Origin of the sequence: Coleofasciculus sp. FACHB-1120 (genome assembly GCF_014698845.1) — a bacterium.
GTDB lineage: Bacteria > Cyanobacteriota > Cyanobacteriia > Cyanobacteriales > FACHB-T130 > FACHB-T130.
This window is the reverse complement of the sequence record NZ_JACJTV010000006.1, coordinates 132,088-145,816: the sequence shown is the minus strand read 5'-3', so window position 1 is coordinate 145,816 and position 13,729 is coordinate 132,088. Positions and strand designations below refer to the sequence as shown.

Sequence of the window (13,729 nt, the reverse complement as noted above, 5' to 3'; positions counted from 1 at the left end):
TCAGATAGGTCTGCTCTCAGTGGGAAAATAGATTGGCTCAGCTGCAACGATTAGCGATCGCTCCCTCTCAATTTCAAAACCAGCAAATTATCCTGACTGCCGAACAACAGCATTACCTCAGCCGGGTGTTGCGGTTACGGGAGGGCGATCGCTTTATCGCAATGGATGGACAGGGGCACTGGTGGCTGGCGAAGCTGGAGGCGAATCAGGGGCAGCTTCTAGAACCGATTTCTGTCCAAACTGAGTTGCCCTGCTCGATGACGCTAATGCTTGCGTTGCCAAAAAACGGCTTTGATGAAGTGGTGCGCTACAGTACCGAACTAGGGGTGGTCGCGATCGCGCCCGTCGTAAGCGATCGCAGCCTGCTCAATCCCAGTCCCCAAAAACTCGAACGTTGGCGGCGAATTGCCCAAGAAGCCGCCGAGCAATCAGAACGTCAAATCGTCCCCACAATTTTAGAACCCGTTTCCTTTTCTACTGCTTTGTCTTCCCTCAATAGTCACTCTTCTTTAACAAAAAACAAGAATTATATCTGCGTTGCTCGTGGAGATTCTCCCCATTTACTCGATTGCTTGATTGATCTATTGCCGCAAGAGACCTCTCCCCCAACCCCTCCCCTTGTAGGGGAGGGGAGTCCGGCTCCCCCTTCCCTTGTAGGGAAGGGGGCTGGGGGGTTAGGTTTTTTAGGTATAGCAGATGAACTGAAGAATCCAGGGCAAGGAACGATTGTCATCGCCATCGGGCCAGAGGGAGGCTGGACGCCAGCAGAAGTCGAACAAGCGATCGCTGCTGACTTCCAACCTGTTTCCCTAGGGCGTCGTGTCCTGCGAGCTGTCACCGCCCCGATGGTCGCCTTATCTCTGGTAGCAGCGGCATGGGAATCAGAAATTAGAGAGATTTAAGCTACGGCTCAATGCACAATTAGAAATGAAGGCTGCTTCAATTTTTAATTTTTAATTGTTAATTTTTAATTACTGTAATGCTTGAACAACTTGCGGAAGCTTTCGAGCGCAAAGACTATAAAACCGTTGCCTGGTTACTCAACCATCTGGTAAAACAGATGCCGCAAAATCCCTTAGTACAGTTTTATGTGGGACGACTGTACGAAGAAACGGGCAAATTGGAGGCGGCAGAAAATGCCTATCGGCAGCTGCTACGGGAAACCACCAATCCCAAGATTATGACTCAAGCTCGTCAAGGATTGGGACGTATAGAAGCGATCGCCCAACAAAAAAGACGAGACGCGATCGCTCAAGCCACCGCCGCCCCAGAAGACACAGAAGCAGGCGTTTTAGTTCTAGAAGCTGTCAGTGCCGAAAAGAAACAGGTCGCCGCTCAACAGTTGGCTCGAATCGTGCAGTTAGACCCCTACACCGCACGGCTACAACTCCCCAGTCGCGGCTGGCGGTTATACCGAACTGGTCCGGTAGGAGAACTGCGATTCTACAGTCAACAGATGCAGCAAGCTGAAATTCCCAACTTCTGGGCAAGCCTTGCGGATGTTCGTAAACTTAACGTCTTTCGCGTCAGCCATTTCCTTTCGGCTTCCCCAGAAGCTAGCGTTGTTTGCCAGAACGAACACGGTCAGACAGGTTCCCTGAGCTTTAACTGGTCAGAAGTCAGACAACAAGTGCAAGGACTCTTACCAATTTTTGGCGAAGTCATCGACCAAGATGCTCGTCGCCAACTGCAATGGAAAACTCAAACCCAAGACTATGCCCAATTAATTGACCTGCATCTTCCTTCCAGACGCAGTATTCTTCGCCTTTGCGATAGCAACTATCAGTTTGGGCAGGGGATTACCTTCAATCCACAGCCGACCCAACCCAATCAGGCGACCAACCGCAGTCACTGGAACAATTTACTTCATTTTCTAGAAGGACATTTACCTCAGACGCCGATTTGGGCAGATTTTACAGATTTTGCCCAAACTGCGCTAGATCGTACAGAAATGCTAAAAAGTCTCAAGTCTCATATCGACTTATTCCGACGCGAAGAAACCCTCTGGGACCCAGCTTTCCAACTGTACAGTGGGCTGGTTTTCCTCAGAGGGTCAAAGAATTAAAAAGCAAATCAAAAATTAGACAACAAGCCTGCTAATTTTTAATTATTTTTTGACTTGACGCGCCATGTCCATGAAGTTGCTCATGCTAGGACCGGGACGCCGACGACTATTCGAGCTAGAAATTGGGTTCAAGTATTTCGGAGCAAACGTGGTATCGGATTGGCTTTGACCCTTGCCGTTGATAGGCTCTGCTGGTTTCTCAGCAACCACTGCCTCAACACCTTCAGCCGTCTGAATTAGCTCTACTGGGGTTCTTTGAGCAATTTCTTTCGGTTCTGAAACTTCTTTAGAATTTGATGAATTCTTGGATGCAGCTGCTACAGGTTCTGGGGCTGCTTGAGGCTTCGATGAATCCTTTTGTCCATTAGACGCAGATTTAGAAGCGGATGCAGATGCCTTCGCGGGTTCTGGCTTTTTCGATTCTGATGCTTGGGCTTTGACTGGTTCTGGCTTCTTCTGATTCTCTTTTGCTGCTGGTTTTGAGTCTTTGGACTCGTCTAGCTCCATGTAGTATCCACCAGACTTCTTACGAGGTAGCGCAGCACCCGCCTCGTTTCCCTCAGATTTCTTAGAGCCAAAAATTCCACCAATGAAAGCGGTAATGCCGCCCAACAATTTTTTGATAAAACCAAACATTTAGTATTACTCCTGAGATTTAAATGACGATGTTGACTGATTCCCGAAACATGGGAGCAAGCTATTCTATTTTTGATGCAAAACTGGTATCGCCAAAGATAAACTCAACTGCTCAGCTCAACTGTTCAACTCACAAAGCAGCTGCTCTAAGATATGGACAAAGCGTTTCTACCGTTGCAATTGCGATCCAGATCGGATTATGAAGTTTTACGGCGGACAAAGGCAAGATTCCCAGATGTTTATTCACAAAAATTTACAAATTTTGTTTCAGTAAGTACAGTTACCCAGCCGTTCGTTCCTAGAAAACAGCCGCTTGTCGCAGGAAAACCTTCTTTTGTTGCAAGAATTTACATGGATCTCAGATTTGGAGCCACAGCCACTCGGCAGGCTGTCCTAAACCAACCCCAGTAGCGATCGCTCGTGTCTAAGCTGGGATTATATGAGATTAATCCCTGGCAACATGAACAGTGCCCATAAGCGCAATCCTGTATTGCTAATTCACGGTATCAACGACACAGCGGCTGTTTTCCATAAAATGGCTCCTTACTTGGCGCAGCAAGGCTGGTCTGTATACGACCTCAGTCTCACCCCCAATAATGGTCAGATGGGTCTAGATTCTCTGGCACAGCAGGTTGAGGATTACGTTGCCAAGACCTTTGCGCCCGACCAACCATTTGATTTGGTCGGTTTCAGTATGGGAGGCATCGTTAGCCGCTACTACGTGCAGCGACTAGGGGGCATTCACCGAGTGCAGCGCTTCATTACCATATCAGCGCCCAACCACGGAACTTGGGCGGGCTACTTTCACGCAGGGCTTGGCTGCGTTCAGATGCGTCCTGATAGTGCTTTTCTACAAGATTTAAATCGAGATGTGGCGATGCTGGAACAGCTGAATTTCACCTCGATCTGGACGCCTTTTGATTTAATCATTCTGCCACCGAATAGTTCGCAAATGCCTGTCGGTCAAAATTTACAGGTGCCGATCCTGCTGCATCCGTGGATGATTACAGATGCCAAGGGGGTTAAGGCTGTGGAGAAAGCACTTTTAGAACCGCTGAAGCGCGATCGCGTAACGTCTGCTAACGAGAATCGCCAATCTCGGCATACTCCCGCACCCCGAAAATTGCCTCGGCATGAGAGTAGTATTTAAACTCCATCAGGTTATAAAACGGATCTTCGAGGAAGAAGGTGCGATGTTCGGTCAGTTGACTTGGAAAGCGATGTTTCGGCTGCTGATAAAAGTGCAACTGTTGCTGTTGTGCCCGTTCTAGCAAGCTTTCCCAGTCAGCAACTGATGTAAAAACCAGCCCAAAGTGCCTGGGATAAATCCCTCGTTGCGGGATAATTGGTTCTTTGCTAACGTGACCTACCAGCTGATGACCGTAGAGATTCAGAATTAAGGCATCGCGGGTTTCACGCCCAACTTGGCAGCCAAGTCCATCGGCATAGTACGCTTTGGCTTGGGCAACATCGGAGATGGGAAAAGCAAGATGAAAGATTGTTGGGTTCATCGGTAATATCGCGTTTCTCAGTTGGGTGGAATATGTTGCGCTTCTAACATTCTCTAGAGGCATGGCAGTGCCATCATTCTGTAAGGGCATGGCACTGCTATGTCCCTCCTTGCGGTGCAAGCGCCGATTAATGGCGATAAATACATCCTTCACCTAGGGTTCCTTTTTGCACCTCTCTCACGAGCAAGAGTATTGTGAAAGAGTGTTATGAATTCAAGATTTTTACAGATGCTTTCTACAATTAATTCTTTCAATCCCTGGTTAGTTGCAGTGGGATTAAATACAGTTTTGTTAGCGATCGCGTATTTCGCCCCTAAAAAGTTACTGACTCCCGCCGGATTCCTCCACGCTTGGGCGCTGGGCGTCATTATCTGGGGTACCCTCGGCTGGCAGGGGTATTTAGTCGTGATGTTCTATTTTCTCGTAGGTTCTGCCGTCACGCGCATCGGCATGGCTCAAAAAGAAGCCGAGGGAATCGCCGAGAAACGGTCTGGGGCGCGGGGACCAGAGAATGTCTGGGGTTCCGCCCTCACGGGCACTCTATGCGCCTTAGGAACGCTACTGGTGAGTTATTTAGGGCAACCTCAATGGCTGCCTTTCCTACTGCTGGGCTATGTAGCCAGCTTTAGCACTAAGCTTTCGGATACCTGCGCCAGTGAAGTCGGGAAAGCTTATGGTAAACGGACGTTTTTGATTACGACCTTACAACCTGTAGCCAGGGGAACAGAAGGGGCGGTCTCTTTAGAGGGAACAATCGCTGGAGTGGTGGCATCGGTTGCGATCGCTCTTGTTGGCTGGGGCGTCGGTACAATCGATTTCATCGGGGTGGTTTGGTGCGTAGTAGCAGCGTTTATTGCGACCAATTTGGAAAGTGTCATCGGTGCTACGCTGCAATCTCAATATAGTTGGCTTACCAATGAAGTCGTGAATTTTATAAATACATTCATTGGCGCGATCGCGGCAATTTTGTTTGCCTTAGCATGGCACTCGTTTAGTCTGACTACTGCGGGAATTGCTTGAAACTGGGATGATTTTGAGTAGTTTTTAACTAGATGGCTGCTGACGTTGATAAGATGCACGATGTCAACTTTTAAAAGTATTATCAATTGAAAGATAAATTTTAACTTTAGGTTAAGTTAGAGATCGCACGATGCAATGCAAGGCAGCGATTTTTCTGTCTCCACCTTACCTGGTAACAAGGACAGCAGAGATGTTCGCCCCACAAAAAGCTCTATCATAAACTCAATCCGCCGAGCTTTGCTGTGTATGAGCTATTGCCTGAATTCAGCTTGCAAGAAGCCTCAAAACCCTGTTGAGACAAATTTTTGTACAAGTTGCGGAACGAAGTTACTGCTCAAGGATCGATATCGTGCGATCGCGCCAATAGGGGAGGGTGGATTTGGCAGAACTTTCTTGGCTGAAGATGCAGACAGGCTGAAAGCTGCTTGTGTAATTAAGCAATTTTTGCCAGTGCCAGAAATTCAAGGCAATTCAGCGGCAATGCAGAAGGCAACCCAGCTATTTGAGCAAGAAGCGAGGCAGTTACTCCAACTGGGAGAACAACATCCACAAATTCCCAGTTTATTTGCCTATTTCGAGCAAGATAAACGCCTGTATCTGGTACAGCAATATATCGAAGGGCAGGAATTAGGTCAAGTCTTGGAACGGCAGGAAGCATTCACAGAAGAGCAAATTCGAGATTTATTAAATGATTTGTTGCCGGTGCTGCAATTTGTCCACGAACATCAGGTGATTCACCGGGATATCAAGCCGACGAATATTATTAAACGTAAAAGAGATGGCAAATTTGTCCTAATTGATTTCGGAATTTCTAAAAAATTAACAGTCGGCACTGGTTTAACTAAAACAGGCACGAAAGCTGGCACAGAAGGCTACGCACCCATCGAACAATTTCGCAGCGGTAAAGCATATCCAGCTAGTGACTTATACAGTTTAGGCGTTACCTGCATTCATCTGCTAACAGCAACCAAGCTTGATGAACTTTATGATCCATTAGAGGGATGCTGGCTATGGAAAGAGCATCTGAGGGAAAAGGGAAAAAATGTCAGCAGCCAACTGAGTCAAGTTTTGGATAAGTTGCTGAAAGATTATGTGAAAGAACGCTATCAATCAGCCGCTGAAGTCTTAAAAGACTTAAATGCTGCATCTACCCTACCACCGCCAAAACTACAAGCGACAGCACCTGCGCCACCACCGCTCAAGCCCCAGAATTGGATATGTATCCGCACTCTTATAGGGCATTCAAGCTGGGTTCGTTCTACAGCTATCAGTCCGAATGGGCAGACTCTTGCCAGTTGCAGCAATGACAGAACCATTAAGCTGTGGCAGTTGGACAGTGGCAAGCTGATTCACACTCTCACGGGGCATTCAAGTTGGGTTCGTTCTATAGCTATCAGTCCAGATGGGCAGACTCTAGCTAGTGGTAGTGGAGACAGCACCATTAAACTGTGGCAGGTAGACAGTGGCAAGCTGATTCGCACTTTCACGGGGCATTCAAGGTGGGTTCATTCTGTTGTTTTTAGTCCGGATGGGCAGACTCTAGCTAGTGGTAGTGGGGACAAAACCATTAAGCTGTGGCAGGTGGGCAGTGGCAAGCTGATTCGCGATTTTACGGGGCACTTAGACTATATTTTTTCCGTTGCCTTTAGTCCGGAGGGGCAAACTCTTGCCAGTTGCAGTCAGGATTACACTATCAAGCTGTGGCAGGTGGGCAGTGGCAAGCTGATTCAGACTCTCACAGGGCATTTAAGCCGGGTTTATTCTGTTGCTTTTAGGCCGGATGGGCAGACTCTTGCCAGTGGTAGTGGAGATAAGACTATCAAGCTTTGGCACTTGGAGACTGGTAAGCTGATTCACAGCCTCACTGGATATTCAAATTCAGTTTGCTCCGTCGCTTTTAGTCCGGATGGGCAGACTCTTGCCAGTGGTAGTGGAGACAACACCATTCAGAATTGGTCGATTGATAGTGGTAAGCTGATTCACACCCTCAGAGGGCATTCAAATTTGGTTTATTCAGTTGCTTTTAGCCCGGATGGGCAGACTTTAGTCAGTGGCAGCGAGGACAAGACTATCAAGATTTGGCGGTGCGATTAACTGGGTAAGGACTGATGCAAAGCGCGATCAACTGGACGAGAACTGATGTAAAGCGCGATCGCTCCTAGTACATTCTTTGGTCGTTGGATAAAATTGAGCTGCAACTATAGCATTCCTGAATCATTCGTGAAGGCGAGATACCCGACTTCTTTAACAAGTCGGGTATCTGAAAAGCTACCAATCATAGGAAAACAAAATTTTTTAATTTGCATTAAGAACCACCTGTATATTTTTCAACAATTCCTCTGACGTATAGGGCTTTGGTAAAAAGGTTTTGACGTTATTGCCAGCAATTTCAGTTATCTGGTAATTAGATGTAAGTCCGCTAACTGCAATAATCTTGACCTGCGGATCAATTTTTTGCAAAGCCCGGATAGTAGTTATACCATCCATAGCAGGCATCATCATATCAACTAATACAGCGTTAATATCTTGCTTGTGTTCTGCATATAGCACCAATGCCTCCACTCCATCAGTAGCGGTTAAAACCTTGTAATTGTATGTTTCTAGAGAAATTTTTGTAAGTTCTCGAATGGAATATTCATCATCAACAACGAGAATTAATTCTCCTTGTCCTCTGGGTAATTCCTGATGCAAGCTTTTCATTTCATCAGTTACCGTTGCCTGCGTTACTGGTAAGTAAATATAAAACTGCGTTCCTTTTCCTACCTCACTCAGTACCTGCACAAATCCACCGTGACTTTTAATGATACCTATGACCGTTGAAAGACCTAAGCCAGTACCTTGTCCTATCTCTTTTGTTGTGAAAAATGGCTCGAAGATTCTATCTATTATTTCCCTTGAGATTCCCATCCCTGTATCGGATACGGTAATGACAACGTAAGGGCCAACCTTAGCGTCAAGATTCATCCGAGCATAGTGTTCATCAACCCACAGATTCCTGGCACTAAGCTCTAGAGTTCCCCCGTTTGGCATCGCATCCCTAGCATTTACGCAGAGATTCATCAATACTTGGTGCAGCTGAGTCGCATCCCCAGAAATAGTCCAAAGATCGAGCATCGGGATATCGGTGCGGATTTCAATCGCTCTAGAAAACGTCTGTTTAACAATCTGCTCAATTTCTTTAATAATGTGCCTTGCTTGCAGAGTGGTTTGCTTACCTTCGACTCCTCGCGCAAACGACAGCACTTGTTTAACAAGATCGGCACTTCGTTTAGTATTGGTTTCTAGTGTTTTGAGTATTCGCTGACTCTGCTCATCCTGAAGTTTGTGTTCCAAGATTTGAACAGACATTAATACAGGCGCTAGGGCATTGTTGAGATCGTGGGCAATCCCGCTTGCCAGAGTGCCGATACTCTCCATGCGCTGTGCCCGGAGGAACTGGGCTTCGAGTTGTTTCCTCTCTGTAATATCGGTATTAACAGTCAGGATAAATTTGGGTTGTTCTTCTTCATCCCGAACGAGGGTCCAGCGACTTGCAACGATAATATTTTTCCCGTCTTTTGTGACTTGATGCAATTCACCCTGCCACTCGTTTTCTTGGGCAAGAATATTCTGATTTTTTTGGAGTTGTGGTGAAATTTCCTTGTATAAAAGTTGATTAGCATTCTTGCCAAAAACTTCTTCTGTCTTCCATCCGTATAAACGTTCAGCCCCTTTGTTCCAAAATAGAATTTGGTTGTTCAGGTCGCGGACGAGAATTGCATCGCTTGTAATATCAAGCAAAGCCGCTTGTTCTTGGATTTTCCGATCTGCTTGTTTGCGCTCGGTAATGTCAAGGACAAAACCGACAACGTTTGGTTGAGATGGTTCCATCAGCGCTGCACCAATCATCACTGGAACGCGGCGACCATCTTTGGAAATAAATTCTTTCTCGTAGGGAGTACAAATGCCAGAACTGAAGAATTGTGCGATCGCGCCTTCGTCTAAATGGCGATATTCTGGCGGAGTTATTTCGTTCCAACGCAAACCTCCGGTTCGCAGTTCCTCCCGCTCATATCCCACCATCTGTAGAAAGGCATCATTCGCTTCGGTAATGTTGCCCCGAAAATCTGCGAAAATAATCCCAATGATATTCGACTCAACCAAGCATCTAAATCGAGCTTCGCTTTCCTGGAGCGCTATAAATGCTCGCTCTCGTTCTGCTTCTGCTTGTTTGCGTTCGCATATCTCCTGTTCTAAACGTACATTTTGGTCTATCAGTTTTTTGGTCAAGCAACGCAGGCGCAGATGGATGCTGACACGGGCTAAAACTTCTTCATGCTGTAGCGGTTTAGTAATGTAATCTACCGCCCCAAGATTCAACCCTTTGACCTTATCCACTGTCTCACTCAGCGCGGTCATAAAAATTACGGGGATATCTTGGGTTAATTGATTTGCTTTTAGGCGGCGACAAGTTTCAAACCCATCTATTCCGGGCATGAGGACATCCAACAAAATTAGGTCAGGCGAAGCATATTCGGCGCTTTCAATTGCACTTTCTCCATCTTCAGCTACCAAAACTTGGAAGCCGGAATGCGCCAAGAAATCAAACAACATTTCTAAATTAGTTGGAGTGTCATCGACGATTAAGATGACTCCTTTTTCAACTGTATCAACACTCATTCATACCTCTTAAATTCTTTAATAAACTTCAGGACTTGTTTCCCTTTAAAACCTTTGGCGAGTTGACGAAGATGGGAGGGAAACGTTACTCATTGCCGATCCAACACCTCAAGGTACGCGATCGCTCAATTGATGCCTCTGAGATCGCCTTTCCTTACCTAGATCGAGCAAGATGGATATCTCCTCGGCAGGGGGAGGATACTCTTGACTTTCAGTTTGCCACCCATTAGTTGAATGAATTGCCAGTCCTAATTCCCTGGCTTCAGTCTCGCGACTCTTGTCGTTTGCCTGCTGGAATGACAAAAATATTTCTTTTATTGCTCCGGTGCAATGCCAATGGCTGTATCTTCCCCCTGAAACCGGGTTTTCTCCGCCTGATCGCTTACTTTGAAAGTTATAGCGCCAATTTCTCTAAACTTGACTGTATTGCCAAGTAAGTTAATTAAAACTTGCTGCAACCAAATAACCTCGCGTCCGATGATGGATTTATGAGCTTCCTTTAATCGAGAGGATTTAGCAATTTCTAACCCCCTTTTTAATGGTTTCTTTTTTTATTCCTAGTTCGAGGCTAAAATCCATCTCCCTTTATATAGATTTTAAGATATTTTCCTTTCATAAAATTACATCAGTATTCGTCAAGAAGAGTAACAAATTTGTAAACTTTTCAACTCTGTAATGACCCAAGCTTTTGTTTGCGTTCTTGATATTAAAAGTTTGTTAAATTTTTCATACTTATCTCTTGCGTCATGTATAGAGCAGTTGTAAATGATTCGTAAAGACGAGAGCCGCGACTTTTTTAAGAAGTCGCGGATCTGAAGGGCTAGGAACTTACAAGTAAAATAGGATGGCTATATATGGCGACTCGATCGGAAAAGCCATTAAAAAGCGATTAGGGAACTGGAAAAGTCTCCGTTTTTCTAGCATTAGTCAAGCGATCGCGGCGCTCTCTTTGCGGGGATGCAAGCGGGATCTCTGGGGAAGTCCTAACGATTAGACCAACTAAACCGGATAGAATAAACCGGATAGACAGATATGGCGGTTCTCTTTCTCCTCATAGATAACGCCTCGCTGGATAATAAGCGTAGGAGGCGACAAACGTCATGAAACTCACACTACTGGTTTCCGCTGCTTTATCAGTGCCGCTATGGTTAGCGATGCCCGCACAAGCGGCAAATTTGGGACACGTCAAACGATTGCTGGAAACGAAAGAATGTGTAGGGTGCAACCTTTCCGGTGCTGATTTAAGGGGTGCTGACTTAAGAGAAGCCAACTTGCAACGGGCTAATTTGAGGAAAGCCAACCTAACCGGAGCCAATCTGGCTGGTGCTAATTTATACGTAGCTGACTTAGACCGCGCCCAGCTCAAAAATGCTAATTTACAAAATGCCAGCCTAAGATTTACGCGCTTAACGGATGCCAACTTAGAAGGTGCTGACCTGCAAAAAGCGACTTTGAGATTTGCTAACTTGACAGGTGCCAAGCTAAGAAATGCCAACTTGCTTGGGGCTGACTTTAATAGTGCTAATTTATACCAGACCAGGTAGATATCCGATGAACAATTCTGCCAGGTGTTTGTTGCGATCGCCCGATCATCCAGGTCATTTGGCATTACACGCGATCGCCTCTTTTAACTGCCGCACATCACCATTACACGCGATCGCCTCTTTTAACTGCCGCACATCACCTGGCGCATGGTTCGCATATTTACAGGCAATTCTAGTTGCATTGCCTGTTCGATGAAAATTGACGGCACCGGGATATTGGGCGTTGCTTTTACTGTATAAGTGAGCAAAGTGCCATTCTCGTAATCTTGCAAACTTAAGTCAGCACAGAAATCGGTAAAAGTACCTTTTTCCAAGCGAAAATGAATTTGCTGCTGCACGATCTCAGATACCCTCAGGTAAGCCTCAACCTGAAGACTGAGAAACAGGAAAGTTTTCGTAGCAACTTGGTAAACACTCTTGAAACTCGCCCCTTCTGGTAAGCCAACAGGCGAGGAGACGGTGGGGTGCAGTACCTCAGAGTGAGTAACATCTGGGAAATATTGCACCCAACGGGGATAGTCTGTCACTTGCTGCCAAACGCGCGATCGCTCGATTGGCAAATACATCTGGGCAGTAACAGCACCCCCCCAAGTAGAACGCATTTGCGTTTCTATCAAAATCTCACCTTGCAAAAGCGCCGTTGAGTATCTCTTTCTCAGCGACAAGTCTGAGGCGGCATCCATCGAGTCCGACGGAAAAAGTATACTCATACTGACTCAGCTACTCCTCAATCAATAGTAATTCGATGTCAAGCTAACACAGGTTGTCCCAGACTTGGAAGGCAAGGTGCGTTGGCTAATCTTCTTAATTTGATCCTACATCGCTGTTTCAGCAACTCAGTTATGTAACAATGATGACCATAATTCCTCAAGCATTTCAGGAGCCAAGGAACGTGAGCCGCTCTCCCAACCCAGGAACCGCAATTTTGTTGTATATCGCTGGCATTGCATTAGTGATTACAGCGATTATCGTGGTGCTGAAAGGATCGGGCGTTCTGAAGCAGCTTCCTGACTACGTCATCTGGGCGTTAGTTCTCTTTACCTTGGGGGCTGGTATCCTCGGCGGCATTCGCAGCTTGGGCGGACGTGGCTGATCGCAATATTCTGTTTTAACCATTTATTTGGTCGAGTCTGTGAGCCAAACTCCTAACCCCGAAACCCTGATTTCTTCTATTTTTGCCAGTGTTCTAGGGCTGACAATTGCGGTGTATCTGTTGCGAGGATTTGGAATTCTCACGTTCATCCCAGGCGGCGTTATCTGGATATTAATTTTGCTTTCAATTGCTTCTGGGATTACTTACGGCGTTCAGCGCACTCGCCGATAATTGCTTTCTCTTTCAAACTTTATTAAGTCATTTAGTATCTTTAAATACATTTAATCTCAACCTTCGGGGCGATTCGCTGGAATTGTCATGTTCGCTATTCTCCAAGAGAAATTAACAAAAATTAAAAAACAAATTTCTGGAGAAGTGCATGACCGCGACAAACCCAATTACACAGCCAAGTATTTCCACTGTAGAACGCAGTATCTCAGGCGTTTTCAAAGATCGCGAACAAATTGAAAGCGTGATTCGCCGCTTGCTCGATCGCGGGATTTCCCGCGACGATATTTCAGTAATCGGCAAAAACTTTCATTCTGAAACCCGCATCGCTGGATTCATCACCAAAAAAGATGTGATTTTAGGCGGGCTGAGAAGCGGAGGCATCTTTGGTTCCTTGTTTGGTTCAGCCCTAGGTTTGCTGACTGGCGTGGGAGTGCTGTTCATTCCTTTTGTGGGGTCAGTCGTCGCGGCAGGACCTATTGGTGCGGCGTTGCTGGGTGCAGCAAGTGGCGCGTTAGCGGGTGCAGCGGGCGCTGGTTTAGTCTCCGCTTTGGTCGCTTTGGGAATGCCAGAAGATAAAGCTGCCATTTATCAAACTCGCGTCGAAGCTGGAGATTTTTTGGTCGTTGTGGAAGTCCCTGCCAATCAATCTGGTGAAATTCAGCTGCTGCTAGAAAGTGCTGGTGGCGAAGAAGTCCATACCAGCGAAACCACATTACCCCGCAAACGCGCTGGAAAACTAGAAACTCCTGCCGATTTGTCCCCCGAAGTTCGTTCTCACCTTTCAGAGGATGCTCAAAGGACATTTATTGCCAATTACAACAAAGCGCTAGAGGACTCTAGCGATGAATCCAAAGCCGAACATCATGCCTGGGATGTTGTTTCTGAGCAATTTGAACAAGATGAACACGGCTTTTGGTCGAAGGCTAAAGCAAAGCTGTAGCCTTCTCAACTGGGCGGTTGAAAGCGCGCC

16 protein-coding genes are annotated in these 13,729 nt (G+C 46.3%); 10 read left to right on the top strand and 6 right to left on the bottom strand.

Annotated features, from left to right (window positions below):
* Positions 1-32 precede the first annotated feature (32 nt).
* Together H6H02_RS08810 and H6H02_RS08805 are read left to right on the top strand one after the other, a co-directional pair.
* Positions 33-902 (top strand): RsmE family RNA methyltransferase, encoded by an 870-nt coding sequence (locus tag H6H02_RS08810; protein ID WP_190816667.1) that lies wholly within the window; start codon positions 33-35, stop codon positions 900-902.
* A gap of 77 nt (positions 903-979) precedes the next feature.
* Positions 980-2,065: a tetratricopeptide repeat protein gene (locus H6H02_RS08805; protein WP_190816665.1), complete on the top strand. Its 1,086-nt coding sequence runs from the start codon at positions 980-982 to the stop codon at positions 2,063-2,065.
* A 42-nt stretch (positions 2,066-2,107) separates the two neighbouring features.
* Here H6H02_RS08805 and H6H02_RS08800 read toward each other — a convergent pair whose 3' ends face one another.
* On the bottom strand, positions 2,108-2,701 hold the full coding sequence (locus H6H02_RS08800; protein WP_190816663.1) for a hypothetical protein: 594 nt from the start codon (positions 2,699-2,701) through the stop codon (positions 2,108-2,110).
* Between the two features lie 460 nt (positions 2,702-3,161).
* On the opposite strand from H6H02_RS08800, the gene H6H02_RS08795 reads away from it, so the two are divergent.
* Positions 3,162-3,851: a triacylglycerol lipase gene (locus H6H02_RS08795; protein ID WP_190816786.1), complete on the top strand. Its 690-nt coding sequence runs from the start codon at positions 3,162-3,164 to the stop codon at positions 3,849-3,851.
* Here the strand turns inward: H6H02_RS08795 and H6H02_RS08790 are convergent.
* Positions 3,781-4,212, bottom strand: a complete 432-nt coding sequence (locus tag H6H02_RS08790; protein WP_190816788.1) for a VOC family protein — start codon at positions 4,210-4,212, stop codon at positions 3,781-3,783. The two genes, H6H02_RS08795 and H6H02_RS08790, sit on opposite strands and share 71 nt — an antisense overlap.
* A gap of 228 nt (positions 4,213-4,440) precedes the next feature.
* On the opposite strand from H6H02_RS08790, the gene H6H02_RS08785 reads away from it, so the two are divergent.
* Together H6H02_RS08785 and H6H02_RS08780 are read left to right on the top strand one after the other, a co-directional pair.
* Positions 4,441-5,232 (top strand): TIGR00297 family protein, encoded by a 792-nt coding sequence (locus tag H6H02_RS08785; protein WP_190816661.1) that lies wholly within the window; start codon positions 4,441-4,443, stop codon positions 5,230-5,232.
* 246 nt (positions 5,233-5,478) lie between these two features.
* Positions 5,479-7,326 (top strand): serine/threonine-protein kinase, encoded by a 1,848-nt coding sequence (locus H6H02_RS08780; RefSeq protein WP_190816659.1) that lies wholly within the window; start codon positions 5,479-5,481, stop codon positions 7,324-7,326.
* 201 nt (positions 7,327-7,527) lie between these two features.
* Here the strand turns inward: H6H02_RS08780 and H6H02_RS08775 are convergent, their stop codons facing one another.
* The 3 genes from H6H02_RS08775 to H6H02_RS08765 form a co-directional block, all read right to left on the bottom strand.
* Positions 7,528-9,891, bottom strand: a complete 2,364-nt coding sequence (locus H6H02_RS08775; RefSeq protein WP_190816657.1) for a response regulator — start codon at positions 9,889-9,891, stop codon at positions 7,528-7,530.
* 108 nt (positions 9,892-9,999) lie between these two features.
* A complete protein-coding gene (locus tag H6H02_RS08770) occupies positions 10,000-10,194 on the bottom strand; it encodes a hypothetical protein (RefSeq protein ID WP_190816655.1) in 195 nt (64 codons plus the stop codon).
* 11 nt (positions 10,195-10,205) lie between these two features.
* A complete protein-coding gene (locus tag H6H02_RS08765) occupies positions 10,206-10,349 on the bottom strand; it encodes a hypothetical protein (RefSeq protein ID WP_190816653.1) in 144 nt (47 codons plus the stop codon).
* Between the two features lie 386 nt (positions 10,350-10,735).
* On the opposite strand from H6H02_RS08765, the gene H6H02_RS08760 reads away from it, so the two are divergent.
* On the top strand, positions 10,736-10,885 hold the full coding sequence (locus H6H02_RS08760; RefSeq protein WP_190816651.1) for a hypothetical protein: 150 nt from the start codon (positions 10,736-10,738) through the stop codon (positions 10,883-10,885).
* Between the two features lie 106 nt (positions 10,886-10,991).
* Positions 10,992-11,435 (top strand): pentapeptide repeat-containing protein, encoded by a 444-nt coding sequence (locus tag H6H02_RS08755; protein WP_190816649.1) that lies wholly within the window; start codon positions 10,992-10,994, stop codon positions 11,433-11,435.
* A 122-nt stretch (positions 11,436-11,557) separates the two neighbouring features.
* On the opposite strand, the gene H6H02_RS08750 is transcribed toward H6H02_RS08755, so the two are convergent.
* Positions 11,558-12,145 (bottom strand): SRPBCC family protein, encoded by a 588-nt coding sequence (locus tag H6H02_RS08750; protein WP_190816647.1) that lies wholly within the window; start codon positions 12,143-12,145, stop codon positions 11,558-11,560.
* Between the two features lie 140 nt (positions 12,146-12,285).
* Here H6H02_RS08750 and H6H02_RS08745 point away from each other — a divergent pair, with 140 nt between their 5' ends.
* From H6H02_RS08745 to H6H02_RS08735, 3 genes are all read left to right on the top strand, one after another.
* On the top strand, positions 12,286-12,528 hold the full coding sequence (locus tag H6H02_RS08745; RefSeq protein WP_242040628.1) for a hypothetical protein: 243 nt from the start codon (positions 12,286-12,288) through the stop codon (positions 12,526-12,528).
* Between the two features lie 39 nt (positions 12,529-12,567).
* Complete coding sequence (locus tag H6H02_RS08740) at positions 12,568-12,759, top strand: hypothetical protein (RefSeq protein ID WP_190816645.1); 192 nt, start codon at positions 12,568-12,570, stop codon at positions 12,757-12,759.
* A gap of 148 nt (positions 12,760-12,907) precedes the next feature.
* Positions 12,908-13,699: a ChaB family protein gene (locus H6H02_RS08735; protein WP_190816643.1), complete on the top strand. Its 792-nt coding sequence runs from the start codon at positions 12,908-12,910 to the stop codon at positions 13,697-13,699.
* The last annotated feature ends 30 nt before the right edge of the window (positions 13,700-13,729 follow it).

Coding starts and splice junctions, on each gene's coding strand:
- H6H02_RS08805 (WP_190816665.1), top strand. CDS start 980: ATGCTTGAACAACTTGCGGAAGCTTTCGAGCGCAAAGACTATAAAACC.
- H6H02_RS08800 (WP_190816663.1), bottom strand. CDS start 2,701: ATGTTTGGTTTTATCAAAAAATTGTTGGGCGGCATTACCGCTTTCATT.
- H6H02_RS08795 (WP_190816786.1), top strand. CDS start 3,162: ATGAACAGTGCCCATAAGCGCAATCCTGTATTGCTAATTCACGGTATC.
- H6H02_RS08790 (WP_190816788.1), bottom strand. CDS start 4,212: ATGAACCCAACAATCTTTCATCTTGCTTTTCCCATCTCCGATGTTGCC.
- H6H02_RS08785 (WP_190816661.1), top strand. CDS start 4,441: ATGCTTTCTACAATTAATTCTTTCAATCCCTGGTTAGTTGCAGTGGGA.
- H6H02_RS08780 (WP_190816659.1), top strand. CDS start 5,479: ATGAGCTATTGCCTGAATTCAGCTTGCAAGAAGCCTCAAAACCCTGTT.
- H6H02_RS08775 (WP_190816657.1), bottom strand. CDS start 9,891: ATGAGTGTTGATACAGTTGAAAAAGGAGTCATCTTAATCGTCGATGAC.
- H6H02_RS08760 (WP_190816651.1), top strand. CDS start 10,736: ATGGCTATATATGGCGACTCGATCGGAAAAGCCATTAAAAAGCGATTA.
- H6H02_RS08755 (WP_190816649.1), top strand. CDS start 10,992: ATGAAACTCACACTACTGGTTTCCGCTGCTTTATCAGTGCCGCTATGG.
- H6H02_RS08750 (WP_190816647.1), bottom strand. CDS start 12,145: ATGAGTATACTTTTTCCGTCGGACTCGATGGATGCCGCCTCAGACTTG.
- H6H02_RS08745 (WP_242040628.1), top strand. CDS start 12,286: ATGATGACCATAATTCCTCAAGCATTTCAGGAGCCAAGGAACGTGAGC.
- H6H02_RS08735 (WP_190816643.1), top strand. CDS start 12,908: ATGACCGCGACAAACCCAATTACACAGCCAAGTATTTCCACTGTAGAA.